A 26,036-nucleotide genomic window follows, 5' to 3' on the forward strand; every position below is an offset into this window, starting at 1 on the left:
TCTGTGCCCCACCCACGCAACAATTGAATTCCACTCATGTCAGCAAGGGGTTTCGGCGCCTTTGCGGGCGTACCACCACCAGGTCACGACAATGCAGCTCAGGTAAAAGCCGACGAACATGTAGAAAGCCATCGCGGAACTTCCGGTCATGGCCATCGAGGTGCCGAAGGTCTTGGGAATGAAGAAGGCGCCGAAGGCCCCCATGGCCGAACTGAAACCGAGCACTGCAGCCGATTCCTTACCGGCGTTTTTCAGCGCCTGCTCGTGGGCCTTCGCACCTTTGCCAGCGGCGGCCTTTTCGTGTTGGGTGCGAAAGATCACCGGGATCATGCGGAAGGTCGAACCGTTGCCGATGCCGGTGGTGAAGAACAGCAACATGAACATGCCGAGGAAGCCGTAGAAGTTGCCGTGGGCGCCCTGCTGCGGAATGAAGTGCAGCACACCGAAGACCATCACGATCATCAGCACGAAGTTCCACAGGGTGACGCGGGCACCGCCGAGCTTGTCCGCCAGCCAGCCGCCCAAGGGGCGAACCAGGGCGCCGACCAGTGGGCCGAGGAAGGCAAAAGACAGCGCATTGACGTCCGGAAACGCGGTTTTGATCAGCATCGGGAAAGCGGCAGAGAAGCCGATGAACGAGCCGAAGGTGGCCAGGTACAACCAGCACATCAGCCAGTTGTGCTTACGCTTGAAGATCACCGCCTGCTCGCTGAACGAGGCTTTGGCACTGGACAAGTCGTTCATGAAGAACCAGGCCAGCAGGGTCACCGCGATGATGAATGGCACCCAGAGAAAGCCTGCGTTCTGCAGCCACAGCTGGCTGCCGTCAGCAAGCACCTGAGGAGCACCGCCGATCACCCCGAAGACGCCGAAGGTAATCACCAGCGGCACGCTGAACTGCATCACCGAAACACCGAGGTTACCCAGACCGGCATTCAGGCCCAGGGCCGTGCCCTGCTGCGACTTGGGGTAGAAGAAGCTGATGTTGGACATGCTCGAGGCGAAGTTGCCGCCGCCGAAGCCGCACAGCAGTGCGATCAACACAAACACGCTGTAAGGGGTGCTTGGGTCCTGTACGGCAAAGCCCATCCACAACGTCGGCGCCAGCAATGAGGCGGTGCTCAGGGCAGTCCAGCGGCGGCCACCAAAGATCGGCACCATGAACGAGTAGAACACCCGCAACGTAGCGCCAGACAGCCCGGGCAAGGCCGCCAGCAGGAACAACTGGTCGGAGGTGAAATTGAAGCCGATCGCGTTCAGACGCACGATCACCGTGCTCCAGACCATCCACACGGCAAAGGCCAACAGCAGCGCAGGAATGGAAATCCACAAGTTGCGGGTCGCGGTTTTCTTGCCGCTGCGTCCCCAGAACGCGGGGTCCTCCGGGCGCCAGTCATGAATGACCGGGCCCGCGTCAGGCTTGTTAAGAACCGACATGGTCTTCTCCTTGAGCAATGCTGGAAAACGGATTCGAGGCTGCCTGCGGCTGTTTGCCGAGCAGCGGGCGTTTGCGGATTTCGCTGAAGTACATCCAGATGAGGGACACCCAGACCACGCCGTACATCAACATGAAGGCCGAGGAGCGCACGCCGGTGAGGTCCACCAGGGCGCCAAACATGATCGGCAGGATGAAGCCGCCCAGGCCGCCGGCCAGGCCGACGATGCCGGACACCGCCCCCATGTTTTGCGGGTAGTCGTTGGCGATGTATTTGAAGACCGAGGCTTTGCCGAAGGCGAAGGCAATACCGATGATGAACAGCAGGACAGTGAACAGCACCGGGCTCAGGCCGATGTGAAAGTCCAGCGGGCCATTGAGGGTTTGCACCTGCAGTTGGGTCTGCGGGTAGGACAGCAGAAACAGGCAGATCCAGCTGACCCACAGCACCCACCAGGTCACACTCTGCGCGCCCCAGCGGTCCGACATCCAGCCACCGACTGCACGCAGCACGCCCCCAGGCAGCGAGAAACAGGCGGCCAGCAGCGCTGCGCTTTGCAGGTTAAAGCCGTATTCCTCGACGTAGTACTTGGTCATCCACAATGCCAGCGCTACATAGCCGCCGAAGACAATCGAGTAGTACTGGCAGTAGCGCCACACCGCAGGGTCGGCCAACGCCTTGAGCTGCTCGCCCAGGCTTGCGCCCTGGGTGCTGCGGTGAGCCTTGTTGTCGGCACTGAAGAACCAGAACAGCAAGGCGGTGATAAACAGCACGGCACTGAACACCTTGGGCACCAGCTGCCAGCTGCCAGCGGCAATCAACGCCGGGGCAACGAACTTGGTCACCGCCGAGCCTGCGTTGCCGGCACCAAACACGCCCATGGCAAAGCCCTGGTTTTCCTTCTCGAACCATTTGGCGACATAGGCGATACCGACCGAGAACGAGCCTCCGGCCAGGCCGACAAACAGCCCCAGTACCAGGAACTGCCAGTAGGCGGTGGCATGACTGATCAGGTACAGCGGCAACACGCAAGACAGCATCAACAGGAAGAACACGATGCGGCCGCCAAAGCGGTCGGTCAGCATCCCCAGCGGCAGGCGCACCAGTGAACCGGTCAGCACCGGAGTGGCGGCCAACAGGCCGAACTGGGTTTCGTTAAGGTCCAGCAACTCCTTGATAGGGACGCCGAGCACGGCAAACATCATCCAGACCATGAAGCAGACGGTGAAGGCCAGCGTACTCATGCCCAGTACCAGGCCCTGTCGTACACGCGGTGGGTTCATCTTGCGTCTCCCGTTAGTAAGCATTGGCGGCAGACTAGAGAGGCAAACCCGGTAAAAACTTGATGCGCGTCAACGAAGCCAAAGCCGGTTCAGGCCTATGATTTGCCCGCCTACCTCCAACGAGGTAGCGCCCACAAACCTCTAAACCCTTTGTTTATCAGCGTGTTGGCGTTTTCAGAGCGCATATTCGGGCTAACTCGAAGGGTCAGAACTCTTTAGAGGTAGAAGGCCAGGGATGGGCTGCAAAACCAAAGGCGATCACTCGCCGGAGCCCTGCATGCGTGTTTTTCCCTGTTTCGCCTCAGGCCCACGGCCATGATCCGTTGGCTACGCAGTTCCCTCCCCGCGCGCGCTGGTTTGGCGGTCATCTTGATTGCCGTATTGGCGCTGGCAAGTTCGCTGAGCGCCGGCCTGATCGCCTGGTTCAGCCAGGGCGATGCCGCGGCGATCAACACCGCAGGCTCGGTGCGCATGGAAACCTACCGCCTGAGCTGGCAGCTTGCCGCCGGCGCCGATAAAGCAGAAATCACTGGCATCAGTCAGAGCCTGCAACAGCGGCTCAACAGCCAGACACTCAAGGCGGTACTCGAAGACGGCCGAAACGCCGAACTTGAAGCCAGCTACCAAAACCTTCAGCTGTACTGGCAACAAACCCTGATTCCAGCACTGGAACGTGGTGATGCGGCGACGTTCCAGGCCAGCGCCCTGCCCTTCGTCGAACAGCTCAACCAGTTCGTCAATCTGCTGCAGCGCCAGAGTGAACACAAACAGACCTGGCAACAGTTGATTCAAGGCGCGGCACTGTTCATCACCATGATCGTCCTGCTGGTAGGCTTGCACGAACTGCAAAGCAACGTGATCAGCCCGCTGCAGGAACTGGTGGATGCCACCCAGCGCTTTCGCCGCGGCGAATTCCAGGCGCGGGTCAACCATCAATCCGAGGATGAGCTGGGTCAGCTGGCCACCAGCTTCAACGCCATGGCCGAAACCATCGAGCAGTCCCATCGCACCCTGGAAACCCAGGTCCAGCAGAAGACCTTGCACCTGCAACAGGCCAATGCTGCGCTTGAGCTGCTGTATCAAAGCAGTAGCAGCCTGGCCACCCGCCTGGCCAACGCCGAAGGCCTGGATGTGCTGATCCGCCGCTTCCAGCAGCGCCTGCCCGGCCTGCGCTTGTCGCTGTGCCTGCAGGGCCAACTGCAAGCCCCGGCGCAACAGTTGCTCGCCCTGCACGGTGCCGACAGCCGCAAAGTCTGCGCCAGCAGCGATTGCGCCACCTGCCAGCGCCACGAACAACCCAACCCGCACAGCTACAGCATCAGCAACCAGGGCAGCGCCCTGGGTGAACTGAAGGCACACTTTATTGATGGCCATGCCCCACAAGCCTGGGAAACCCAGCTGATTCAGGCCCTGGCCAACCTCATCGGCACGTCCCTGTCACTCAAGCGCCAACGCGAGCAGGATCACCGCCTGCTGCTGCTAGAAGAGCGCGCGATCATCGCCCGTGAGCTGCATGACTCACTGGCCCAGGCGCTGTCGTACATGAAGCTGCAAGTCAGCCGCATGCAGACGCTGATGCGCCGCGGTGAGCCACAAGAGACCCTGGAAGGCGTGACCGCCGAGCTGCGTGAAGGGCTGAACAACGCCTACCGCCAACTGCGCGAACTGCTGACCACCTTTCGCCTGCAGATTCACGATGACGGCCTCGCTCAGGGCCTGAAAGACACCGCCCAGGAATTCACCCGCAAAGGCGCTTTTCAGGTCCACCTGCACATCGACAACCTGGCCTTCGAACTGTCGGCCAGTGAACAGATCCACATCCTGCAAATCACCCGCGAGGCGCTTTCCAACTGCCTGCGCCACGCCCACGCGCAAAACACCTGGCTGCAGCTGCGCCAGAACGGCGAAAGCGTGTGCCTGTCCATCGAGGACGATGGTCGCGGTTTCGTCGGCAGCCGTGATCCCCGTGAGCACCATGGCCTGAACATCATGGACGAGCGGGCGCGCAGCCTGTACGGCCAGTTGCAGATCCTTACCCGCGAGCCGCAAGGCACTCGGGTACAAATGGAATTTCGCCCGGAGTTTCTCGGGCGCCCTACCCAAGGTAACGTCACATGAACAGCCCAGCCCTCTGCCGCATCCTGTTGGTCGATGACCACCCGATGATGCGTCGCGGCATCCGCCAGATGCTCGAACTGGAAGACGACTTCGAGATTGTCGGCGAGGCCAATCACGGCGAAGAAGCCCTGGCGATGATCGAGCCGCTGCAACCAGACCTGGTGTTGCTGGACAACAACATGCCGCAAATGAACGGCATCGAAACCCTGCGCCACCTGCGCAACCTGTCGTTCAGCGGTAAAGTCCTGTTGTTCACCGTCTCCGACGCCGAAGACGATATCCGTGATGCCTTGCGCCTGGATGCCGATGGCTACCTGCTCAAAGACATGGAGCCGGAACTGTTGGTCCAGTACATCCGCGATGCGATGGATGGCACCCTGGTAATCAGCCCGGGGCTGACCCAGGTGATGGCCCAGGCCCTGCGCTCACCGCCGCGCCAACCCGAGGTTGAACTGACCGAACGCGAACGCCAGGTCCTCAAAACCATCGCCAGCGGTTACAGCAACAAGGTCATCGGCCACAAGCTTGGGATCACCGAAGGCACGGTCAAAGTCCATGTGAAAAACCTATTGCACAAACTCGGCCTGCGCTCGCGGGTCGAGGCCGCTGTCTGGGCCATGGAGCATCTGCGCCACTAAGCTTATGCCCCTTTGGAGGTAGGCCGGCAGAGGCATAGGCCGGTGGCGCCTGGCGCTCTACCATGGCGGTCAGCGGAGGTATCCCATGCTGACCCACCCTTCACATGTACTGTTTTTACGCCGTCATCACCTGTTCAACCAATTGCCTGAGAACATTTTCGAGCAAGTCTGCGGCCTGGCCATGCAGCGGCGCCTGAGTTGTCACGACACCCTCATGCACCAGCGTGATCCGGCCAAGCGTTTTTTCCTCCTGGTCAGTGGCCAGATCAAGCTCTACCGCATCACCGCCCAAGGTCAGGAAAACCTCGTCGAGGTGATTCAGCCGGGGCAGTCCTTTGCCGAAGCCCTGCTGTTCAGCCAGACCCGCTACTACCCGGTCAGCGCCACCGCGCTCAAGGACAGCGTGGTGATCAGCATCGAAGGCAACCACTACCGCAATGCCCTCGAAGACCAGCCGCAGGTGTGCCTGTCGATCCTCGCCAGCATGAGCATCAACCTGCACCAGCGCCTCAAGGACATCGACACCCTGACCTTGGCCAGCGCCAGTCAACGGGTGATCAACTACCTCCTGCAGGAGCGCGACCCGCAGGATGATCGCGTGGTCTTGCAAGTGCCCAAGCGCCTGGTAGCGTCGAAACTGGGGATTCAACCGGAGACGTTTTCGCGCATCCTCCACCGCTTGGTGGAGCACGGTTTGATTGCCATGGAGCGACGTGACATTCGTATATTGGCGACTGAGGCGCTGGTCGATTACCAGCATTGATGGGCCAAAGTAACCAAAACTCGCGCCCCTTCCGACCGGGGAGCAGCCGAAGGGCCGTCGCTGCCCCATCGATGCTTGGGTTACGCCTAGGCGGGCTTTCAGGCCATCTCGCCTGTATTTTGCAACATCACGTGGTGTAGCCAATTTGAAGTTTTGAAATTTTGAAATGGCGTACAAAAATCAAAAAGAATCCAACGGGTCAAGCATCATAGGGAAGAATGAAATAGGTCGTGGGTTGGCGGCCTGCCATTCCAGTGCGAAGGCTTTACCTTGTTCGATTTGTTCGGGGGTCATTTGGGCGGATATTTCTTCAAGATTCTCTTTTGCGAACTCTAGTACTCCGCCACCTCCGTCTAGAACTAGTAGTAATGATGTCAGGCCATAAGCCTTTATCAAATCTAACGGGAAATCAAAATAGGTTCGTAAGTGCGCAGACTCAGAGGCCAAGTGACCTACACCATTTTGATAACCTGTTTTTGCCGCTTCTTCAATCCAGTAACGCACCACCGCCATGTCGCCTTGGTTTTCATAAATGATAACGGCGTACCTAACCATGGCTTCTGGGTGACCATTTTCAGCGGCAGCTTTGTACCAGCGCTCAATTTCCTGGCTGCGTCGCCAAGGTAGCCAAAAAAACCCATCGCCGTTATGGTATCTTCTTGCCAACCAATACTGAGCAAATGGGAATTCTGCTTCAGCAGATTTAACTAAAAACTCTAACTCTCCCGTCACGCGATAAAAAATATACAACCCTTCCGGGTCTCCTTTTGCGGCTAGCGCTTTGGATATTTTCCATGCCTCCAAAGACCAGTCGTCTGAACTTTTATAGCCTGCTGGGCAATTACCTAATATGTTGCAAAGCCCGCTACCGCTATGGCCCAGGCGAATCATTGCATAGAGGTTGCCTTGACTCGCAGAGGCCTCAAGGAAATTTCTGGCTTCTGCTGTCATGTAACGATTCTTATGGCGAAGGTCTTCGCCTAAATAAAACTGCGCCTCTGCGTCTCCGGCTTCAGCGGCAATACGCAACTCTTTTTCGGATGGCTTGTACTGGTTATACAGCATAATACCGCGATCTTTCGCCGCCTGCTGATCCGGCGACAATGCCGCAAATGAAGATACTGAAAAAATTGCAAAAACCCCAAGTAGCGTAACGAGTGATAGATATTTAAAGACCTGGGAATCTATCATTGTCCTACTCCTGTGTATTTCGCAACGCCACCTGGAACATAATCTCTACCGTAATATCCGCGGCGCTCACAGTAATTATCTTTCCTTGCGCCGAGTATCGCAGAGTTTTTCTTGTACTTTGCCCGAGTCTGATCGGCCAGATGGTCATGTAGCCTTTCTACGCCTTCGGCCATGAAGCTGTCCATCTTTAACCTATTTGTACAATACGACTGGCCTGGGGTTTCCGATTTGCTGCCAAAGCGGCTCATTCGCATACACGCTTCTTCAAACTGCAGTTGAGCGGTGGACAGATTACCTTTTTTTTGTGCATTAATAACAATCCAGCCCAATAACCGGTTGATTGCTCTCTGCTGAAGCATCCAACATTCTGATTTATTGTAACGTCTTTTACTCTCAACTAATTTGTTTGTACTGTAATCTTTGCGGAAGGACGTAACTTCAAACGCTTTCGCCTCACTAATCAACGTCATCAACATTGGCCCCAAGGCTTCCGGAATCGCCTCCACGGTCCATTGCTCCAACTCTGAGGGGTTGTCGTAGTTCACGATGGTGTGCGCGATCGGTCCACCCTTGCCAGCGGAAGTAAGTGCCTCACAGAGCTCAGCTATCTTGTCGAACCCCATCAGGTAGAGCATGCCTGGATCGAGGCCCGCCAGGCCGAGCAAGTTCATTTTGCTGAACAGGTCCACCGCACTGCCATCCACCCAGTCCAGTGGCTGGCCGTGGTTTTTGTGCAGTTCGCGTCGAAACAGGTTCAACAGTTCATAGACGGCGTCGTACCCCACCTCAAAGGCAAACGTACCCTTGGCGCCGGGGCCAAAGATCAAGGCGGCAGTGGCGCCATCGTCGATCGGTGCGTTCGCCGCCACGCCAGTGAGTGATGCTGCGCTTTTATTCCTCGACGTCATAATTTCTTGAGGGCTTAATCCTCATATAACCTATAACAATCAAAACGAATCCAACGGGTCAAGCATCATAGGGAAGAATGAAATAGGTCGTGGGTTGGCGGCCTGCCATTCCAGTGCGAAGGCTTTACCTTGTTCGATTTGTTCGGGGGTCATTTGGGCGGATATTTTGACAAGATGTCTTTCTGTAAATCTTAATGTGTCTCCGCCACCATCAAGCACTAATAATAATGACGTCAAGCCATAAGCTTTGACTAAGTCGAGCGGAAAATCAAAATAGGTTCGCAAGTGCGCATATTCAGAGGCCAAGTGACCTACACCATTTTGATAACCTGTTTTTGCCGCTTCTTCAATCCAGTAACGCACCACCGCCATGTCGCCTTGGTTTTCATAAATGATAACGGCGTACCTAACCATGGCTTCTGGGTGGCCATTTTCAGCGGCAGCTTTGTACCAGCGCTCAATTTCCTGGCTGCGTCGCCAAGGTAGCCAAAAAAAACCATCGCCGTTATGGTATCTTCTTGCCAACCAATACTGAGCAAATGGGAATCCTGCTTCAGCGGATTTTATCAATGAGTCAAAGTCCCCTGTTACTTTATAGAGTATATACAGCCCTTCAGGATCTCCTTGTGCCGCTTGCTCTTTTGATATTTTTAACGCTTCCCGAAGCCAACCTTCTTGGCTTTTAAAACCTGCCGGGCAATTTCCTAATATATTGCACAGCCCACTGCCGCTATTGCCCAGACGAATCATCGCATACAAGTTGCCTTGACTCGCAGAGGCCTCAAGAAAATTTCTGGCTTCTGCTGTCATGTAACGATTTTTATGGCGAAGGTCTTCGCCCAAATAAAACTGCGCCTCTGCGTCTCCGGCTTCAGCGGCAATACGCAACTCCTTTTCGGCGGGTTTATATTGATTGTACAGCATTATGCCGCGCTCTTTCGCCGCCTGCTGAGCCGGCGACAATGCCGCAAATGAAGATACTGAAAAAATTGCAAAAACCCCAAGTAGCGTAACGAGTGATAGATATTTAAAGCCCTGGGAACCTATCATTGTCCTGCTCCTGTGTATTTCGCAATGCCACCTGGAATATAATCTCTACCGTAATATCCGCGGCGCTCACAGTAATTATCTTTTCCCGCGCCGAGCAACGCAGAACTGACCCGATATTCGGCACGAATCTCATCGGCCAGATGGTCATGTAGCCTCTCTACGCCTTCGGCCATGAAGTTGTCCATTTTTAACCTATTTGTACAATACGACTGGCCTGGGGTTTCCGATTTGCTGCCAAAGCGGCTCATTCGCATACACGCTTCTTCAAACTGCAGTTGAGCGGTGGATAGATTGCCTTTTTTCTGTGCATTAATAACGATCCAATCCAATAGCCGGTTAATTGCTCTCTGCTGAAGCATCCAAGCCTGTGATTCGGTGTAATGAGTTTTAACCTCTATCCACACATCTGTTACAAGATCGATTTCATAAGAAATAACATCAAACGCTTTCGCCTCACTAATCAACGTCATCAACATTGGCCCCAAGGCTTCCGGAATCGCCTCCACGGTCCATTGCTCCAACTCAGCGGGATAGCCGTAGTTCATGATGGTGTGCGCGATCGGTCCACCCTTGCCAGCGGAAGTAAGTGCCTCACAGAGCTCAGCTATCTTGTCGAACCCCATCAGGTAGAGCATGCCTGGATCGAGGCCCGCCAGGCCGAGCAAGTTCATTTTGCTGAACAGGTCCACCGCACTGCCATCCACCCAGTCCAGTGGCTGGCCGTGGTTTTTGTGCAGTTCGCGTCGAAACAGGTTCAACAGTTCATAGACGGCGTCGTACCCCACCTCAAAGGCAAACGCACCCTTGGCGCCAGGGCCAAAGATCAAGGCGGCTTTGATGCGCAGAATCAGTCGACCCTTATCGGCCGATAAGCTGAACTCCGCGGACGCACCGACACCAGCCGCACCAGCGAGTTCGCCTTCCAGCCGGGCCAGGCTCAGCCACTGACTACCCATGTACTGGGCGTGCTGTGAGGGCGTTGATGGCAACGAAACGCTGCGCAGTGCAACCAGGTCTGCAGGCGGCGCCCAGTTCAACGCCCCGGTCAGGCGAATACCCGCCTGCACGCCGGCAAACAGGTTAAAGGCGGCAGTGGCGCCATCGTCGATCTGCACGTTAGCCGCAACGCCGGTGAGTGCCGCTGCGCTTTTTTGGGTGTGCGCTGCCGAGAGGACCGCTGCCGGTGCCTGGGCGTCTTGCAAGGCGCTGAGTCCTGCGCCATAGCGGGTATTGCTGGGCGTCAGAGTGATAGTGCTAGAGGCCAGGATGGCTGCGCCGGCAAAGCCCCAGGCATGCGCGCTGAGGTTGAAGGAGAAGCGCCCGACATTCATCTCGCCAACGCCTTGGCCATCGTAGCGCTGATACTGAACCTTGATGTCCCGGGCCGCGCTGCGCTTAGGCCAGTCAAGCTTGAACAGTTCGATTTCACCCTTGGCCAGGTTGACCTCAACCTGCACCTGTGCCGAGGCTTCAATGCCGTTAGGGGACAAGCTGCTGCTGGCACTGACGGTTTGTTGCACGTTGGCACTTTTTGGAGTCAGGCAGCGAATCAGTTGGGCCTGCGGGCTGCTGTCAAATAAGCGCAGATCGCGCTGAGCCCCGGCCATGAACAGCATCTGACGCAGTTGCTCACCCCAGGCGGAGCGCTGATCGGCACTGGCCAAGGTTTTGACTTCGTAGCCTTGTTCGGTCAGTTGGCGGTGGAACTGCTCGACATCAAAACCGCCTTCGTTGTCGAACCACGCACCTTGGTCGGCAACCGGCACTGCCCCCATGGAGGTGAGCCACTCATGAAAGTCGCTGTGGGCCTGATCCTTTGCGGATTTTCCAGCACTGTTTGCCCCCCATTTGACGGTGCTGTGCTCCTTTAGCGACTTGAGTAGCGTCAAGCTGATATGGCGCACCGCAGAACTGCTGGCTGGCCAGCTGATTTCTCGCAGCGGGAAGTCTGGTTTGACCAAGCGCTCTACCGGAGTGGGCATAAATTGCTCGGGTTCCCACAGCAGATGGCGCCGGGGCACGGTCGATGAGACATTGCTTTGCGCCAGCTGGCGGGTTGCTTCCAACTGGGTTTGCAGATCAACCCAGAGCGTACGTTCGCCTGCCACCAGACTGTCAGGTGCCTTGGTGTTTTCACCGCTGGCCTTGATCCAGGTTTCGTACTTGTCGAACAGACGCTGCTTGATTTCGGTTTGTTGCAGTTGCAGCGCCAGGTAGGCCTTTAGCGCTTGCACCCCCGCTTCAAGATCCGCACCTTGGCACAACGCCAACTCTGGCAGTGCAATGCCATAATCGGCTGCGTTGAGAATGGCATCGAGGTACTTCGGATAGGCGAATTTTGCCGCCTCCTGGGTGTACATGGCGTAGTAGCTCACCAGCTCTGCTTCACACTGGAGCAAGCAGCTCTCCAGGCGATTTCGATACTCGCTGGCGGCTTGCAGCACCCTGGCCACTTCATCGATTGAGAAGGTGCTGAGTTGCCCTTTGTCGTCCAGCAGCTTGGCGCGCTCGCTCAGGTAAACCTGAACAATGTCGCGGGCCTTGAGGGCTTCAGGGGTAAACAGTGCGCCGCCTTCGATCACGTATCCCTGACGTTTAGCTTGCGCTTGGGCAATGTTGGCCAGGTGTTTCCATTCCTGGTGAAGCACCATCAGCGCCTGGTATTTTTTATGGTTCTCCAGCATCCGCTTGTTGTCTTCGCTCGCTTTGTCACGCGAGTATGGATCAACGGGCCCCGCGCTTTTGGCGGCGATTTCGCGCTGTTTGTCTTCAGCCGCTGTCCTGACCTCCATGGCATAACGAGGGTCAGCAATGAGGGGTTCCTCTGCCTCGATTGCGAGCATTCGCGCCTGTTGCTCACCCTCCAGGAAATTGGCCAGTTTGGGTTCCAGAAAATAGTCCAGCAAATCGCAGGCATACAGGCCCTGCTGACGCTCCTGTGCGCTCTGGCCTGGGGCAATCAGTTCATCCAGCTGGCTGGCGGCTTCCTTGAGTGCGCCGGCCGCCTCAGCCGACAGTAACCAGAACGACTTCTCGTCGGTTGCGTAAATGATCTCGGCGTACACCGAAGAGCAGGCGAGCTTTTCCTGTGGGGCAAAACAAATGCTGGCGGAGGGTTTGGGTTTGGTCTGTGGATCCAGCTCGAGGCGCGTGGTGGTCGGCGGTGGCGCAGGCAGGTTTTCCGGCTCGGCGTAGGTTGTGGCTGGAGGTGTTGCGCGCACGGTTTCACTGCTGTGAATAGGAACGCTGAGGTTCCATCCCGGTTCGATGATATTGACAATGAAGGGGTTCAGCTGCCGCAGCTGCGCAACGCTACAACCATACTGCTGGGAAATTTCATTTAACGTATCGCCTGCTTTGACGGTGTAATTGATCACTTCCATTAGCGTTGTTTCTTCCTCGATCCAGGCAAACCATGCAGCACCCGCAGTTGTTCAACCTTGTCAAAAGCTTGATCAGCACCGCGTAGAATGGCCATGGCGGCGGGTTGAGTGGCAAGGTCAGTGCGCGCCAGCACCTCGGCTAACTGCAGTAGATGAGCGCTTTCGTAGATCTGGTGCTGGAGCGCCAGGTTCAGGTTGTCGATTAATGGGGGGAGTTTTGCGACATCCGGCTGGTTAAAGGCAGCGTACTGCTGGTCTAGCCAATACACCCAACGCAGCGTGACGTAGACCGGCTCGGTGCGAGGTGACAAGGTGAAGAAGGTGCTTGTCGGCGCTGGGGAAGAACGTGCTGCTTGCCAACTCAGCCAGCCCGGCGACAGGCCATGGATATGGCGGGTAGAGGGTACGTACACCGTTGACCAAGGGCCCAGCAACAGGTTCATTGACAAAGGCTGGGGCGTCCCCAGCAGGGCTGCGCACAAGGCGGGCTGATAGTAGGTCACCAAACTTTGACCGCCGGAGCCGTCATTGACTTTCAGTAGCCAACGCGCGTGCTTTAGTGCCAATTCACTGTTGGTCGCCGCAATCGCTATGCCGGCATGGTGGTGCTGGCAAAGCTGCTCACACCACTGGGCTATGGCGCTATCCGATTGCACGCTGAGCCAGATCGGCCCTGCACTCGCCTGCGAGGCAAAGTCAGTACCGATGAGCAGGTAGTCGAATGCGTGCACATGACGTGCGGTGAGCTCTTTTAACAGATCGGGATACAGCACCTGGTCAAGAATGAAATGCAGCGGCTGTGAAGTTGCCGCTAATGTGTTCTGCCGAGGTTGGTTGATGAAATCGATCAGTCCTTCTTGCATGCGCAGTCTCCTCGACTACAGGCGCCATTACTTTGCTTGCCACAGAGTTTGTGGATACCGGGCTGGATGGGGCCGTATAGCGCAATACCCGGCGGCAGCGCCTCGGGTGATGACAGCCCTTCGAGCATGCCGGGTAATACCGGAGCAGCTGCGGTTCCCACAGTGGGTGCACCACCGATTTGAATTTCGCTACTGCTGAAAATGCCGCCGGGACCGATGACGATGTGCTGGCCGCCGCCTTTCAAGGTGATGCTGGCGCTGGCATCGAGAATCACATGGGCACCCGCTTTGATGTGCAGTTGCTGGCCCGCTTCAACTGCCAGCGTTTGTCCGATGCGGGTATGGCTGCTGCTGGCGACCTGCAAGTAGTCGTTGGCCTTGAGTTCGACCTTGCGGTCCGCGCTCACGGTGCGCTGCTCTTCAGCTTCCAGTACCGCAATGCTGTTGCCCTTGATGGTTTCCCGCCGCTCGTTACCGACTTCCAGGCAGCTGTCATTCTCGATCTTTTGCTCCAGGTCGCGCTGGGCGCGCAGGTAGATCAACTCCTGGCCTTTGCGGTCCTCAATCGACAGCTCGTTGTAGCCACCGCTGTCAGGCGAGCTACGGCTGCGCAGCACGGTCTTGGTTTTGTTCGCGGGCAACGGGTAAGGCTGCGGGGTGAGCTTGTTGGGCACGCAACCGGTAATCAACGGCTGGTCGGGATTACCCTCCAGGTAGGTCACCACCACTTCCATGCCGATGCGCGGAAGGGTCACCGCGCCAAAACCCTGTCCAGCCCAACTGGACGCTACCCGTAGCCAGCAACTGCTCTTGTCACTGTTCAGCTCGGCACGGTCCCAGTGAAATTCGACTTTGACCCGCCCGTATTCATCGCAGTAGATGTCTTCCCCTGCTGGCCCGGTAACCCGCGCCGTCTGGCTGACCAGCTCGGCGTTGCGGGTGACCAGCGGCGGCCGATAGAACACGTCCCAGGGAATGGCGCTGAAGCTGTTGCGATAGCCTTGGCTGAAGCCGCCTTCGGGTTGGCTGTCGCTGCGGACTGACTCCTCAAGCACCTGCGGCTGTTTACCTTCATGGGTGACGCTGAGCAAGAGCCACAAGTCGTTGCAGTCTTTACGCGGGTGCTCGGTCAGGTCGAAGAAGTGGCCGCTGCGCAAAAACGGTTGGTCGCTTTGACCTTCGGCCAACTGGTAGTCACAGCGGTGCCGCTCCAGGGCCTGGCGGGCGCGTTGTCTGCCAAGGCTCTCGGTGTCCATCGACAACGGGTAGCGGTAGTCCTCAAGCTCCGGGCTGAACTCGGCGGTGAACTGGCTCTCCAGCAGCAGGCTTGGCCGCTGGAAGTCATAGCCGCGGCGCGTGACCGTGCTGGTGCGGGTGCTGAAGCGCCGGGTGAACTGGCTGATGACCGGGTGGTCCGCCACCAGACCACTGCCTTGCTGATACGGCGTGGCGCCAAGCTTGGGGAAAAACGTCTGGTCGTCGGTGAACACCAGCCGATGGCCGTCCGGGCTGTGCTGGTGGTGCCAGGCAATCCCGTCCTCACTGCACAGCCGCAGGATCAGCTCGTAGTCGCTTTCAAAATATTGAGCGCAGTATTCACGTTCAGGGCTGGTGCGGACATGAAAGACAAAAGCATCGGCCTGAATGCCATGGCCCTTGAGCACCTGGGCAACGATCTGCGGCACCGTCAGTTGCTGGAAAATCCGCTGGTTGTAGCTGAATTGCAAGTAGTGCAGCGCGGGCACCAAGGTCAGCTGATAGCGGGTCAGGCGCCTGCCGGATTCGCCGACCAGAACATCTTCGATATGCCCATGCAGCCCTTCACCCTGCAAGCCAAAGCGCAAGAATGCCAGCTGACCGAGCAGGCTTTCCAGGTCGAAGTCAGGGTATTCGCTGACCAGTTCGACCTTGATCGCATACAGGCAACTGAGGGTTTCAGTACCGTCGAAAGCCAGCACTTTGAAGTCGTTGCGAACCGTGGGGATCAATAACTCGAAATGGGTACTGTTGGCCGCCGTGACCATAGACTTATCCTTAAGCAGTGAACGCTAGCAAAGCAATGCCCTGACGGGGAAATGCCATACCGGCGAACACCTTAATAAGGAATACAAAAAATTGATGTAGGACCGTTCCTAAACGCTTACGAATTCACAATTGGACCCAATCTGAGATTCTCTGGACACGGCTCTTCAGAAGTTAGTTGCTTATTATCACGGCGAGAACCCCGCCCCTACCCTGTCGCCAAGCCCTTCCCTGCCCGCTCCAGATTGCGCCACAACCACACCGGCAATACTTCAGGATCGAGGCTGTCGATGAGGTTCTTCAGGGTCAGCCCCAGCTCGGTATCGCCTTCAATCACCAGCCGCCGCCGGAAGAACAAGGTGTCGGGGTCTTCCTGACGGCTGGCCAATAGCAGAAACTCGCGCCAGTTGCCGCGAATGGTGACATCAGCGTTGGCCCGCTCGGCAATCTGCAAGCCGTACAGGCTACGCGTCAGGTACCAGGTCAGGTTCAAGTCAGGAATGCGCAGGCATAGCCAGCGCCCACGCAGCAAATCAAACTCACCGTCCTTGATAGGCTCGGCCAGACAGCGATTGAGCGCCTGCTGCAAGGCCACACGTTGGACCACGAAGGGCACACGACGAATCAGCGGCAAAACGCGATCAGCGCCGCGCAGCAGCCATTGTTTGCGGTTCAGCACAGGCCTACCTCCTCAACGCGCAACATGCCCGCCTGACCGTGCCAATAGCCGTTACAGCCCTCTACGTGTACCGGTGGCGCCTCACCCTGGCGCACCCGCTGGAAGGCCTCGATGACGGCGGCCATGCCTTGGGCACGAGGACTCAAGCGCAACAGGTTCGCGCCGCTGGCGGCCAGGCCGGAGTAATCAGCCAACAGGTTAGTGACCTCAGCCGACATTGTCTGAATGCCATTGAGAGTGAACAGCGGTTGCCCCTCCTGGCTGCTCAAGGCCAGGCCATCGGGGTAGTTCAGGCAACAGAATTGGCAATCGTCCTTGGGCCGGTTTTCTGCCCGGGCGGTAAAGCAGCGCGCCGAATACGCCAGTGGCAGGTGCCCGTAGGCAAAGACTTCGACCTCCGGCACTTCACGCCCCAACGCCTGAACCTGATCAAGGATCGAGCGGATCAGTGCCGCCGAGCACTCCACCGGCGGCACCCAGCGAACCAGACCGCAGTCCTGCAGCTGGGCCAAGGCATGACCGTTGTACAGATTGAGCGCCGGGCCGCCGACAAAGGGCAGTTTGCGCTCCGCCATGAACTGCACTGCGCCCATGTCGTTGGCCTCCACCAGCAACTCACCGTTGTCGCACAACCGCCGCAGGCTGGAGAGCTCGGAGGCGGCTTCGACCAGGGTCAGGCTCGACAGTACGATCTGCGCCTGGCTGCACTGCTGCAGCTCGCGGCCCAAGCCAAGCCAATGATCGAGGTTCATTGCCCGGCGCTTCGAGCAGACGGTTTCACCCAGATAAATCACATCCAGAGGCAAGCTGGCCATCTCGGAATAAAAGCGCCCCACTTGCTCCTTGTCCCAGTAATACAGGACCGGTCCCAGGCTGAGTTTCATGTTCAGGTCCCTCATTGCCATGATCGATGATAGGCGCCCAATGTGGTCTGGCTGCCTTCTGAAAGGCCCGCCAGTACCTGGCGCCACTGGTCTTTGACGGCGAAGCGCTCAGGCGCCAGGTGGTGGGCATCCAGGGCCGCACGCCACACCTGGGTGACCTGCTCGACGTACGCCGGGCTGCGCTGACGTCCTTCGATTTTCACTGCTTCCACGCCCATCGCCGCCAGCTCAGGCAACAGGTCGAGGGTGTCTAGGCTGGTAGGCTCTTCCAGGGCATGAAAGCGTTTGCCGCCGACCAGAAAGCGGCCCTTGCACAAGGTCGGGTAACCGGCTGGCTCATCGTCGCGGTATCGATCGATCAATACCTCGCTCAGGCGCGCACTCAAGCCTTCAGCGTCTTCGGACCAACGCACCGCCTTGGCGGGTGAACAGACGCCGCACAGATTCGGCGACTCGCCGGTGATGTAGGAAGACAAGTGGCAACGCCCTTCAGCCATGATGCACAAACTGCCAAAGGCGAAGACTTCGATGGGCACAGTGCTGTGGGCCGCGACCTGGCGCACCTGGGCCAGCGACAGCACCCGTGGCAATACCGCGCGACGAATATTGTAGTGCTGGGCGTAGAACGCCAGGGCGCTGGCATTGGTCGCCGAACCCTGCACCGACAGGTGCAGGGTCAGTTGCGGATGACGCTGGCTGGCGTAGGCCAACACGCCGGGGTCGGCGGCGATCAAAGCATCGACGCCATGGTCGGCGGCACGGTCCACCGCTCGTTGCCAACGCTCCCAGCCCTGCGGTTGCGGGTAGGTGTTGACCGCAACATAGAGTTTGCGTTGATGTTGACGGATATGAGCGACCGCAGCATCGAACTGCTTGTCGTCCATGTTCAGGCCGGCGAAGTGCCGGGCATTGGTGTCATCGCGAAAGCCGACGTAGACGGCATCGGCGCCTTGGCGCACCGCCGCTTTGAGCGCAGGCAGGTTTCCTGCGGGACAGACCAGTTGCATGGGTATTCCTCATGAAAGACCTTGTCTCGACCCCGCCTGCGATGCGTAACGCGAGCAGGCCCGGTTGCAATCGAAAATGCGCAGCCAGTCTAGCCAGACCACCCGCGCCGGCCTTGACGACAGTCAAGGCCGGTCATTGCATGAGTTCGGCGAACGACAGAAAGGTCACACTGTCGTGCTTGTGCACCTGCTGCTCGCACTCCACCACCGCCAGGCCATCGGCCCAACAGGCTGCCGAGAGCATGGCCGAGCTTTGCTGCGGGTGTAGTTGAATGCAGGCCGACGCGCTGTCTTGGGATGTCAGCCGGGCACGTAAGTACTGGCGGCGCTTGTTGCGCTGCAACCAGTCAAAGCCTGCCGGCATCGCCAGCGGCCGCGGCAAGACATCCCGCACACCCTGAGACCTGAGCAAAAATGGCCGGACCACGACCAGGGCCGTGATCAACGCCGCCGCCGGATTACCGGGCATACCGATCCACGGTTTGCCGGCCACATTGCCAAAGGCCAATGGCTTGCCCGGCTGAATGGCCAGACGCCAGAGGCGCAGGCTGCCCAGGCTTTCTATAGCGCTTTTGAGGTGATCTTCCTCACCCACTGAGACGCCGCCGGAGGTCAAGATCAGGTCGCACTCTGCGGCGGCCAGGCTCAAGGCCTGGCAACTGGCGGCGAGATCGTCGGCCATCACCCCGTAGTCATGCACCTCAACACCCCAGCCCTGGAGCAGTGCCGACAGGCAAAAGCGATTGCTGTTGTAGATCTGCCCAGGGGCCAAGAGTTGGCCCGGCTCGCGCAGTTCATCGCCACTGCTGAGCAGGCACACCCGCAGCGGGCGATGGACTTCGACCCAGCAGACCCCGGCAGCGGCCAGCAAGCCCAGTTCCTGGGCACGCAGGCGCTTGCCGGCCTCGAGCAACAGTTGCCCCTGGCGTACCTCCTCGCCGGCCTTGCGTACATGATCACCGAGGCTCACCGCCGGTAACCAGACCTGATCGCCCTCGACCCTGCACAGTTCCTGAGGCACCACGGTATCGGCACCGGGCGGTAACGGCGCTCCAGTAAAGATGCGCACGGCCTGTTCGGCCGGCAACGGTGTATTGGCCGCCTGCCCTGCAGCGATTCGCCCTGCCAGGATCAGGCAACCACCGACTGCCGGCAGATCAGCCGCGCGTAAGGCAAAGCCATCCATGGCGCTGTTGTCCCAGCCTGGCAGGTCGCGTGGTGAATGAATATCGACCGCCAGCACCCGGCCCAGAGCCTGTTCCAGCAACACGGTTTGCTGCGCCGGAGGCGGCGGCGCCTGTTCGAGTAAATGGCTGATGGCCTGATCAACTGGCATCAACTTGCCGCTGTCACACACCTTGCCAGTCATGTGCGCTCTCCGCAGGCCTCGATCCTCTGCTGTGTCTGCACCTTCAGGTGCGGAGCGAAATTGCACGGGCCGGTACGACTGTCCAGTTGCCCGAGGAGGATCTGGTTCCAGGCCGTACGGCAGGCCCCGGGGGAGCCAGGCACACAGCAGACCAGTACACCATTGCTCATGCCGGCCAGCGCCCGCGACTGCAAGCTGGACATGCCGATCTCCGCCAACGACACCTGGCGGAACAATTCACCAAAGCCTTCGACATGCTTGTCCAGCAACGGCAGCACGGCTTGCGGCGTATTGTCACGCGCAGTGAATCCGGTACCACCGGTGGTCACCACCACCTGGACGTTAGGGTCGGCGATCCAGCGCGAAAGCGTGGCGCGGATCTGGTAGATGTCATCCTTGACCAGGTCGCGGTCGATCAAGGTATGGCCGGCGGCCTGGAGCAAATCACAAAGGGTTTGTCCCGAGGTGTCGGTGTCAAAGCTGCGGGTATCGCTGATGGTCAGGACAGCAATGTTCAGCGGTTCAAAGGTGCGTTGCGCCAGATGGGCCATGTGCGGACCCTCCATGAATGGGATCGGCCCAAGCCTGAACCGAAACCGCAGGCGAACCTATTCCTCCATGGAGGTACCTCGACCGGACACGCCGCTTATGGCGCCAGTCGACTACGCGTCCACTTTCCGTCCTCCAACCGATAATCCAGGCGATCATGCAGACGGTCGGCGCGCCCCTGCCAGAACTCCATGCGTTCTGGTTGCAGGCAGTAACCGCCCCAGTGCTCAGGGCGCTGCAGTGGTTGATCGACAAAACGCCGGATGGTTTGCGCAAGCAACGCTTCCAGGGCTGCACGATCGGCCAGCACCTGGCTTTGCGGCGACGCCCAGGCGCCCAGACGACTGGCCAATGGGCGGCTTTCGAAGTATTCATCGCTGAGCTGTGGCTCAAGTCGCCGCACCTGCCCTTCAATGCGTACCTGACGCTCCAGGCCCGGCCAGAAGAAGGTCATTGCCGCCCAAGGATTGGCCTCCAGCTCCTGACCCTTGGCGCTCTGGTAATTACCGAAAAAAGTAAACCCGACGTCACTGACACCCTTGAGCAACAGTACGCGGCCATGGGGTCGACCCTGACGGTCGACCGTCGCCAAGTGCATGCTGTTGGCTTCCACCGGTGCGCTTTCGGTTTCGCGGGCCTGCTGCAACCACTGGTAAAACATCTGCAACGGATCCTGCGGCGCGGCCTCTTCTTGCAGACCACCGAGGGTGTAATTGCGGCGCATCTGAGCCAGGGACAGGGGCATGGCGATGATCTCCGGGGAAAGGGAGTGCACAGTCTGTTGGCTGTGCCAGCGGTACACCTTGACCGCCATCAACACCCGGCACTTACTTCAGGCGCAAGCGCTTGGCGAGCTTGTGCAAGTTACTTGGATCGACCTGCAGCAGGCGCGCCGCGCTGGCCCAGTTGTTGCCGCATACCTCTAATGCATTGACGATGGCCTGGCGTTGGCAAGCATCGACTGCCTCACTCAGCGGTGCAGTCGACACCCCTTGCGAGGCGGACGCTGCCGCGGGTGTTGCCGCCAGTTCCGCCGCTTGACCACTGTCCAGGTCGAGCACTTGCGGCTCCAGGGTGAAAATCAAGTTGCGGCTGTCACCGCGACTGAGCTGTTTGAGCGCGGCGCGGCTGATCACATGTTCCAGCTCACGCACGTTGCCCGGCCAGTGATAGGCCAACAATGCGCGCTCGGCTGCGGCTGACAGGCGCAGGCCACGTAGGCCCAAGCGGCTGCGATTGAGTTCGAGAAAGCGCCCGGCGAGCATCAGCACATCATTACCCCGTTCGCGCAGCGGCGGAATCGGCAGTGGGTAGACCGACAGACGATGATAGAGATCGGCGCGAAACAGCCCTTGGCGAATGCTGTCTGGCAACTGCCGGTTGGTGGCGGCGATAATGCGCACATCTACATGCAACGGCTTATCCGCCCCCAGGCGCTGTATTTCCCCGTTTTGCAGGGTGCGCAACAACTTGGCCTGCACGCTCAGCGGCAGCTCGCCGACTTCATCAAGAAACAAGGTGCCGCCGTTGGCCGCGTCGAAGCGTCCGGCCCGATCACTGCCGGCACCGGAAAAGGCCCCTTTGACGTGACCGAACAACTCGCTTTCGGCCAACGACTCCGGCAAGGCGGCGCAATTGACCTGTACCAAGGGCTTATGGCTGCGCCGCGACAGGCGGTGCAGGCGCCGCGCGAACAGCTCCTTGCCCACCCCTGTCTCCCCCAGCAGCAACACCGGCAGTTCCGAATCGGCCAGCACATCCAGTTCATTGAGCAACTGATGCATGACGGCGCTTTGACCGAGAATCTCGCCTTCCTGCCCGGGCATGCGCAATTCCGGCACATCGCTACGCGACAGGCGCAGGCTGCGGTTTTCCTGCTCAAGACGAGTAACCCGCAACGCCGCCTCGATCTGCAGGGTGCAGCGCTTGAGTTCCTCGCGTGCAGCGTCGTCAAAGGTGCCGGTTTGCAGCGCATCAAGGGTCACCGCGCCCCAGGCCTGCCCTTCGACGTACAGGCTCACCCCCATACAGTCATGCACTGCCAGCGGCTCATGGAGCGCGGTGTCGAGCAGGCCGTCATAAGGGTCGGGCAGGCGGCTGTCGGGCTCGAACCAGGTAGGCTCGCGAGAAGCCATGATCGCCGCCAGGCGCGGATGCTGGGCAATCACAAAACGCCGCCCGAGGGCTTCATGCACCAGGCCAACGGCCGCCACGGGGCGCAGGCTGTCCTGTTCCAGACGCAACAAACCGACCGCACCACAATTGAAGTATTCGCGCAGGGTTTGTACCAGGCGTTGCAAGCGCACGGCGTTGGGTAACTCGACAATCAGGTCGGCGGCCAGGCTTTCTCGCAGCATGGTAATAATCACCCTGTGTGGTTGCATCTACCCTGACGCATTAGGGTGATTATCACCACCAAAAAAAATAACGTGATTGATTTCAATCAGTTAAAAATGGCACAGACGCTGCAATGGCCTCAGGGAACTGTGTAATACCACCAAGGAACCTTGATGAGCCAAGCACACGACTGGCGCACTGCGCCCGCAGCCGAACTGATTGCGCATATCCTCTGGCGCTACCACCAACGTCACCGTGAACAGCTGCCCGAGCTGATTAACCAGGCGCGGCGCGTAGAGCAGGTCCACAGCACGCATCGCCAGTGCCCCAATGGCCTGGCCGAGCATCTGCAGGCCATGCAGCAGGAACTGGAAAGCCATATGTGCAAGGAAGAACACGTGCTGTTTCCACTGCTTCAACAAGGCCTGGGCCAGCATGCTGCGGCGCCGATCCGGGTGATGCGCCTTGAACATGATGAACACGGCCAAGCGCTGCAAACCTTGCTGGCGCTGACCGACACCTTTACCCCACCTGCCGATGCCTGCAACACCTGGCGCGCCCTGTATCAAGGCCTGCAGGTGTTTCACGACGACCTGGTGGAACATATTCAGCTGGAAAACGAGGTGTTGTTCAGCTAACCGTTACCGGCACATGCGGGTGATCAATCAATGCCAATAGAACATCCCTTTGGCCAGCATCACGATCACCAGCATGTGCCCCAGAATGCTCCAGCGAATCCACCGCGCCCGCTGTTCGTTCAAACGCCCCCGTTGCAGCCAGTAAGCCAGCAGCAAGTAATGACCGATGATACTCAGCGCCAACACGATCTTCAGGCTCAGCAAGCTGGCAAAGCTGCTGTCCAGCGGGTGCCTCAAGGCCGCACGATGGTGCCAGGCAAGGCCGATGCCCGCGCCGTACAACAGCAGCACCACAGCATGCAGCACTTTGCGCGAACGCACGGACAGCGCCTGGTCAGCCGGTGGCTGAGCGCTGGTCGGCAACTGCCGGCGCACGGTCTGCCAGATCACCACTTCGAAAAACAGTGTGCCGATGAAGGCGATCGCCGCCAGTAAATGAACGACCAGCAGGTACGGGTAGAGCATTCATCCTCTCCTTCGCCAAACGCCTAACCTGGATGGCCATCCACCCGGGCGCGTAGCAGCATCGGTGTGTATTGCCAGGCGTACAGGGCAAACGCCAGCAACCAGCACAGCCCTGCCAACCACAATCCGGCCAGCGGCAGCCAGTGCACCAACACCACCCGGCAGACACCCGCCAGATTGAGCAGGACAAACGCCAGGGCCATGCCTGCTGGGGGTTGCAAGGGGCGACCGGTGTGGCCCAGGCTGACCCGCGTGATCATCGCCAGAATCAGCCCGGCCATGGCTCCGATGGTCAGGCAATGCACCGCCAGGCTGGAGTTGAGCGGCACACCGAAATGCCACAAGGCCATGCCCAGACACGCCAGTGCCAACCAGGCGTAGGCCAGGTGCAGCGACCACAGCAACGGCACCTGCCAGAGGCCACGATCATGCCAGCGCCATAGACGCAGACAATGGCCGACCGCCAGGGCGGCAAACAGCACGCCGATCCAGACGCTGGGGCTCAGCGCCGGTCCGCCAGCATAGAGCAGCGCCACCAGCGCAGAGGCAGCCAGTATCAGCCAGTCGAGCCAAGGCCAGGGCGCCACCGCCTCGACCCGACCCAGCCCCCGCTGAGTGAAAAATGGAATCACTCGTCCGCCGATCAGGCCCATCATTGCCGCCACCAACCAGATACCACCGAGCACGCCCTGACGCTGCCAGCCGTCATTGCCCTGGACCAGGCCATACACCGCCAGCCCATCCACCGCTGCCAGCAACAACAGCACCATCACCACCGGATAGTTGCGTTTCTGCCGTACGCGCCACAGGGTACGGCCCATCAGCAGCGCGACCAGCAACGGAAAGGCCAGTTCCAGGAGCGCCAGCAAGGGCCAGGGCAGATTGACCAACCACGCTACTCGTCCGGCCAGCCAAAGCAACGCCAAACCAGCCAGTGGCCTGCCACTGAGCCCCGGCTGGCCGGTCCAGGTCTGCACGGCGGTGAGCAGAAAGCCGGCGATAATCGCCAGGCTAAAGCCGAACAACAGTTCATGACGGTGCCAGGCCAACCAGCCACCGGCCGGCTGCCAGTCGCCCAACGAGCCATTCAAGGCCGCCAGCCATACGGGCACCGCCAACAATGCCAAGCCACAACCGGCGAGGAAAAACGGCCGAAACGCCAAGCGCAGCAACGGCACGATGGCCATTGCCTTACGGCGATCAAGAACTTGCATAAGCCACTCCTTACCTTGAGCCGGTGTCGTCTCAACGAAGTTGAATCCCGGCGCCATCATCTGTGATTTGCCAGCCATCGCCTTGTCGCACGTCAAGGCGCACGGTGGGGGGCGGCGTAAGCTGCCAATCGCTGTTAACACGCTAGTGCAAGGGTCGTGCCCTCACTGTGTTTGCTGATGGTCCGCAGGGTTATGGCGTAGTTTCAGGGTAGAAACAACCCATCAACGGTATTAATAACCCTAAACGTTAGGGTGATTAATACCCTCAATTAGAAAAACTGCAGTCAGGACGGGCTTTGTTGGCCTGGCCCGGCTCTTGCTCAAGGGTTCAAGGTGTCTCCTATCAACCCTCTCAGGATAAATCGCCATGGTGCGTCACCGCGTCCATCACCAGATTCTGCGCAGCCACCACCTGTTCGAGCCGTTGAACGATGAGCAGCTCGATGAGTTGCTCGCCAGTAGTCAGTTGCTCAACCTCGACAAGGGCGAGCCACTGTTTGACCAAGGCGAGCCAGCCGAGGCGTTCTATTTCGTGATTGCCGGCGCGGTGAAAATCTATCGACTGACCCCGGATGGCCAGGAGAAAGTCTTCGAGGTGGTTGGCCCGCGGCAAACCTTCGCCGAAGCAATGATGTTGATGGACACCCCCAACTATGTTGCTTCGGCCGAGGCCATAGCGCCGTCGCAATTGTATCGCCTGGCCACCAGCACCTACATGCGCTTGCTACAGAGCAACAGCCGGCTGACATTCGCCCTGCTCGGCAAGCTGTGTGTGCGCCTGCATCAACGGGTCAATGAAATCGAAACCCTGTCCCTGAAGAACGCCACTCACCGCGTGGTGCGCTACCTGTTGACGCAATTGATGCGGGCGCAACCTGTAGCGCATCAGTTCGAACTACCGATGGCCAAGCAATTGATTGCCGGCCATCTGTCGATTCAACCAGAGACGTTCTCACGGATTATCCGTCGCCTGATCGATGAGCAGATCATCACTCAGGACGGTCGCCATATCGTCATTCTTGATCGCCCACGGCTGGAGCAGTTCGAATGAATGCCCTCCCCGACTGCTTGTACTGCGAGCACACCAATCCGGCTCAGGCCAGCACCTGCGAGCAATGCGGCATGCCGCTGCCGGCCACCGCGGCGCTAGCTGGCGCACGCCGTCAACTGCGCTTTCTGTGGTTCTGCATTGGCCTGACGCTGTTCTGCGTGGTGATGGTGGTCTGGTTACCCCGTTAG

22 protein-coding genes and 1 pseudogene are annotated in these 26,036 nt (G+C 58.9%); 6 read left to right on the forward strand and 17 right to left on the reverse strand.

The features are described from left to right. Positions 1–39: 39 nt before the first annotated feature. Together ACQRAX_RS00325 and ACQRAX_RS00330 are read right to left on the reverse strand one after the other, a co-directional pair. Complete coding sequence (locus tag ACQRAX_RS00325; RefSeq protein ID WP_412037727.1) at positions 40–1,437, reverse strand: NarK family nitrate/nitrite MFS transporter; 1,398 nt, start codon at positions 1,435–1,437, stop codon at positions 40–42. Next, entirely contained in the window at positions 1,424–2,719 is a 1,296-nt protein-coding gene (locus ACQRAX_RS00330) for an MFS transporter (RefSeq protein ID WP_412037726.1), read from the reverse strand. The genes ACQRAX_RS00325 and ACQRAX_RS00330 overlap by 14 nt, the downstream gene beginning before the upstream one ends. Positions 2,720–3,034: 315 nt before the next feature. On the opposite strand from ACQRAX_RS00330, the gene ACQRAX_RS00335 reads away from it, so the two are divergent. From ACQRAX_RS00335 to ACQRAX_RS00345, 3 genes are all read left to right on the forward strand, one after another. Continuing rightward, entirely contained in the window at positions 3,035–4,837 is a 1,803-nt protein-coding gene (locus ACQRAX_RS00335; RefSeq protein ID WP_412037725.1) for a HAMP domain-containing protein, read from the forward strand. Then, positions 4,834–5,475: a two-component system response regulator NarL gene (gene narL, locus ACQRAX_RS00340; RefSeq protein ID WP_412037724.1), complete on the forward strand. Its 642-nt coding sequence runs from the start codon at positions 4,834–4,836 to the stop codon at positions 5,473–5,475. The genes ACQRAX_RS00335 and narL overlap by 4 nt, the downstream gene beginning before the upstream one ends. Positions 5,476–5,560: 85 nt before the next feature. Then, a complete protein-coding gene (locus ACQRAX_RS00345) occupies positions 5,561–6,238 on the forward strand; it encodes a Crp/Fnr family transcriptional regulator (protein WP_045179709.1) in 678 nt (225 codons plus the stop codon). A 180-nt stretch (positions 6,239–6,418) separates the two neighbouring features. Here ACQRAX_RS00345 and ACQRAX_RS00350 read toward each other — a convergent pair whose 3' ends face one another. The 13 genes from ACQRAX_RS00350 to norR form a co-directional block, all read right to left on the reverse strand. Beyond that, positions 6,419–7,429, reverse strand: a complete 1,011-nt coding sequence (locus ACQRAX_RS00350) for a tetratricopeptide repeat protein (RefSeq protein ID WP_412037723.1) — start codon at positions 7,427–7,429, stop codon at positions 6,419–6,421. Further along, complete coding sequence (locus ACQRAX_RS00355) at positions 7,426–8,337, reverse strand: hypothetical protein (protein WP_412037722.1); 912 nt, start codon at positions 8,335–8,337, stop codon at positions 7,426–7,428. The genes ACQRAX_RS00350 and ACQRAX_RS00355 overlap by 4 nt, the downstream gene beginning before the upstream one ends. Positions 8,338–8,376: 39 nt before the next feature. Beyond that, positions 8,377–9,387, reverse strand: coding sequence for a tetratricopeptide repeat protein (locus ACQRAX_RS00360; protein WP_412037721.1), 1,011 nt, complete (start codon positions 9,385–9,387; stop codon positions 8,377–8,379). After that, the gene (locus ACQRAX_RS00365; RefSeq protein WP_412037720.1) at positions 9,384–12,770 is read right to left on the reverse strand and encodes a LysM peptidoglycan-binding domain-containing protein; all 3,387 of its coding nucleotides are present in this window, start codon (positions 12,768–12,770) and stop codon (positions 9,384–9,386) included. Before ACQRAX_RS00365 ends, ACQRAX_RS00360 begins: the two co-directional genes overlap by 4 nt. Then, positions 12,770–13,633 carry a DUF4123 domain-containing protein gene (locus ACQRAX_RS00370; protein ID WP_412037719.1) on the reverse strand — a complete coding sequence of 288 codons (864 nt, stop codon included), beginning with the start codon at positions 13,631–13,633 and terminating at the stop codon, positions 12,770–12,772. Before ACQRAX_RS00370 ends, ACQRAX_RS00365 begins: the two co-directional genes overlap by 1 nt. Further along, positions 13,618–15,657 carry a type VI secretion system tip protein VgrG gene (gene tssI, locus ACQRAX_RS00375; RefSeq protein ID WP_412037718.1) on the reverse strand — a complete coding sequence of 680 codons (2,040 nt, stop codon included), beginning with the start codon at positions 15,655–15,657 and terminating at the stop codon, positions 13,618–13,620. Before tssI ends, ACQRAX_RS00370 begins: the two co-directional genes overlap by 16 nt. A gap of 206 nt (positions 15,658–15,863) precedes the next feature. Next, positions 15,864–16,334: a ubiquinone anaerobic biosynthesis accessory factor UbiT gene (ubiT, locus tag ACQRAX_RS00380; protein ID WP_412037717.1), complete on the reverse strand. Its 471-nt coding sequence runs from the start codon at positions 16,332–16,334 to the stop codon at positions 15,864–15,866. After that, entirely contained in the window at positions 16,328–17,218 is an 891-nt protein-coding gene (locus ACQRAX_RS00385; RefSeq protein WP_412037716.1) for a U32 family peptidase, read from the reverse strand. Before ACQRAX_RS00385 ends, ubiT begins: the two co-directional genes overlap by 7 nt. An 11-nt stretch (positions 17,219–17,229) precedes the next feature. After that, on the reverse strand, positions 17,230–18,225 hold the full coding sequence (gene ubiU / locus ACQRAX_RS00390) for a ubiquinone anaerobic biosynthesis protein UbiU (RefSeq protein WP_412037715.1): 996 nt from the start codon (positions 18,223–18,225) through the stop codon (positions 17,230–17,232). Between the two features lie 133 nt (positions 18,226–18,358). Beyond that, complete coding sequence (locus ACQRAX_RS00395; RefSeq protein ID WP_412037714.1) at positions 18,359–19,594, reverse strand: molybdopterin molybdotransferase MoeA; 1,236 nt, start codon at positions 19,592–19,594, stop codon at positions 18,359–18,361. Beyond that, the gene (gene moaB / locus ACQRAX_RS00400; protein WP_412037713.1) at positions 19,591–20,145 is read right to left on the reverse strand and encodes a molybdenum cofactor biosynthesis protein B; all 555 of its coding nucleotides are present in this window, start codon (positions 20,143–20,145) and stop codon (positions 19,591–19,593) included. The genes ACQRAX_RS00395 and moaB overlap by 4 nt, the downstream gene beginning before the upstream one ends. 95 nt (positions 20,146–20,240) lie before the next feature. Next, entirely contained in the window at positions 20,241–20,888 is a 648-nt protein-coding gene (gene pdxH / locus ACQRAX_RS00405) for a pyridoxamine 5'-phosphate oxidase (RefSeq protein ID WP_412037712.1), read from the reverse strand. Positions 20,889–20,970: 82 nt separating this feature from the next. After that, a complete protein-coding gene (gene norR, locus ACQRAX_RS00410; protein ID WP_412037711.1) occupies positions 20,971–22,500 on the reverse strand; it encodes a nitric oxide reductase transcriptional regulator NorR in 1,530 nt (509 codons plus the stop codon). Positions 22,501–22,665: 165 nt separating this feature from the next. On the opposite strand from norR, the pseudogene ACQRAX_RS00415 reads away from it, so the two are divergent. After that, positions 22,666–23,118, forward strand: a pseudogene (locus ACQRAX_RS00415) (hemerythrin domain-containing protein); the annotation flags it as partial. A 27-nt stretch (positions 23,119–23,145) separates the two neighbouring features. On the opposite strand, the gene ACQRAX_RS00420 reads toward ACQRAX_RS00415, so the two are convergent. Beyond that, positions 23,146–23,583: a CopD family copper resistance protein gene (locus ACQRAX_RS00420; RefSeq protein ID WP_412037710.1), complete on the reverse strand. Its 438-nt coding sequence runs from the start codon at positions 23,581–23,583 to the stop codon at positions 23,146–23,148. 23 nt (positions 23,584–23,606) lie between these two features. Further along, on the reverse strand, positions 23,607–24,797 hold the full coding sequence (locus tag ACQRAX_RS00425) for an NnrS family protein (protein WP_412037709.1): 1,191 nt from the start codon (positions 24,795–24,797) through the stop codon (positions 23,607–23,609). 367 nt (positions 24,798–25,164) lie between these two features. On the opposite strand from ACQRAX_RS00425, the gene ACQRAX_RS00430 reads away from it, so the two are divergent. Next, positions 25,165–25,848 carry a Crp/Fnr family transcriptional regulator gene (locus ACQRAX_RS00430; protein ID WP_412037708.1) on the forward strand — a complete coding sequence of 228 codons (684 nt, stop codon included), beginning with the start codon at positions 25,165–25,167 and terminating at the stop codon, positions 25,846–25,848. Further along, complete coding sequence (locus ACQRAX_RS00435) at positions 25,845–26,036, forward strand: protein DnrP (RefSeq protein ID WP_412037707.1); 192 nt, start codon at positions 25,845–25,847, stop codon at positions 26,034–26,036. The genes ACQRAX_RS00430 and ACQRAX_RS00435 overlap by 4 nt, the downstream gene beginning before the upstream one ends.

This window comes from Pseudomonas sp. UM16 (assembly GCF_050312595.1).
In the GTDB taxonomy this organism is placed as follows: Bacteria; Pseudomonadota; Gammaproteobacteria; order Pseudomonadales; family Pseudomonadaceae; genus Aquipseudomonas.

What these genes read in the sequence shown, in the direction of transcription:
- ACQRAX_RS00325 (WP_412037727.1), bottom strand. Translation starts at nt 1,437, where the DNA reads ATGTCGGTTCTTAACAAGCCTGACGCGGGCCCGGTCATTCATGACTGG.
- moaB (WP_412037713.1), bottom strand. Translation starts at nt 20,145, where the DNA reads ATGGCCCATCTGGCGCAACGCACCTTTGAACCGCTGAACATTGCTGTC.
- norR (WP_412037711.1), bottom strand. Translation starts at nt 22,500, where the DNA reads ATGCTGCGAGAAAGCCTGGCCGCCGACCTGATTGTCGAGTTACCCAAC.
- ACQRAX_RS00330 (WP_412037726.1), bottom strand. Translation starts at nt 2,719, where the DNA reads ATGAACCCACCGCGTGTACGACAGGGCCTGGTACTGGGCATGAGTACG.
- ACQRAX_RS00370 (WP_412037719.1), bottom strand. Translation starts at nt 13,633, where the DNA reads ATGCAAGAAGGACTGATCGATTTCATCAACCAACCTCGGCAGAACACA.
- ACQRAX_RS00335 (WP_412037725.1), top strand. Translation starts at nt 3,035, where the DNA reads ATGATCCGTTGGCTACGCAGTTCCCTCCCCGCGCGCGCTGGTTTGGCG.
- narL (WP_412037724.1), top strand. Translation starts at nt 4,834, where the DNA reads ATGAACAGCCCAGCCCTCTGCCGCATCCTGTTGGTCGATGACCACCCG.
- tssI (WP_412037718.1), bottom strand. Translation starts at nt 15,657, where the DNA reads ATGGTCACGGCGGCCAACAGTACCCATTTCGAGTTATTGATCCCCACG.
- ACQRAX_RS00360 (WP_412037721.1), bottom strand. Translation starts at nt 9,387, where the DNA reads ATGATAGGTTCCCAGGGCTTTAAATATCTATCACTCGTTACGCTACTT.
- ACQRAX_RS00385 (WP_412037716.1), bottom strand. Translation starts at nt 17,218, where the DNA reads ATGAAACTCAGCCTGGGACCGGTCCTGTATTACTGGGACAAGGAGCAA.
- ACQRAX_RS00425 (WP_412037709.1), bottom strand. Translation starts at nt 24,797, where the DNA reads ATGCAAGTTCTTGATCGCCGTAAGGCAATGGCCATCGTGCCGTTGCTG.
- ubiU (WP_412037715.1), bottom strand. Translation starts at nt 18,225, where the DNA reads ATGCAACTGGTCTGTCCCGCAGGAAACCTGCCTGCGCTCAAAGCGGCG.
- ACQRAX_RS00430 (WP_412037708.1), top strand. Translation starts at nt 25,165, where the DNA reads ATGGTGCGTCACCGCGTCCATCACCAGATTCTGCGCAGCCACCACCTG.
- ACQRAX_RS00365 (WP_412037720.1), bottom strand. Translation starts at nt 12,770, where the DNA reads ATGGAAGTGATCAATTACACCGTCAAAGCAGGCGATACGTTAAATGAA.
- ACQRAX_RS00345 (WP_045179709.1), top strand. Translation starts at nt 5,561, where the DNA reads ATGCTGACCCACCCTTCACATGTACTGTTTTTACGCCGTCATCACCTG.
- pdxH (WP_412037712.1), bottom strand. Translation starts at nt 20,888, where the DNA reads ATGCCCCTGTCCCTGGCTCAGATGCGCCGCAATTACACCCTCGGTGGT.
- ACQRAX_RS00395 (WP_412037714.1), bottom strand. Translation starts at nt 19,594, where the DNA reads ATGACTGGCAAGGTGTGTGACAGCGGCAAGTTGATGCCAGTTGATCAG.
- ACQRAX_RS00350 (WP_412037723.1), bottom strand. Translation starts at nt 7,429, where the DNA reads ATGATAGATTCCCAGGTCTTTAAATATCTATCACTCGTTACGCTACTT.
- ACQRAX_RS00435 (WP_412037707.1), top strand. Translation starts at nt 25,845, where the DNA reads ATGAATGCCCTCCCCGACTGCTTGTACTGCGAGCACACCAATCCGGCT.
- ACQRAX_RS00355 (WP_412037722.1), bottom strand. Translation starts at nt 8,337, where the DNA reads ATGACGTCGAGGAATAAAAGCGCAGCATCACTCACTGGCGTGGCGGCG.
- ACQRAX_RS00420 (WP_412037710.1), bottom strand. Translation starts at nt 23,583, where the DNA reads ATGCTCTACCCGTACCTGCTGGTCGTTCATTTACTGGCGGCGATCGCC.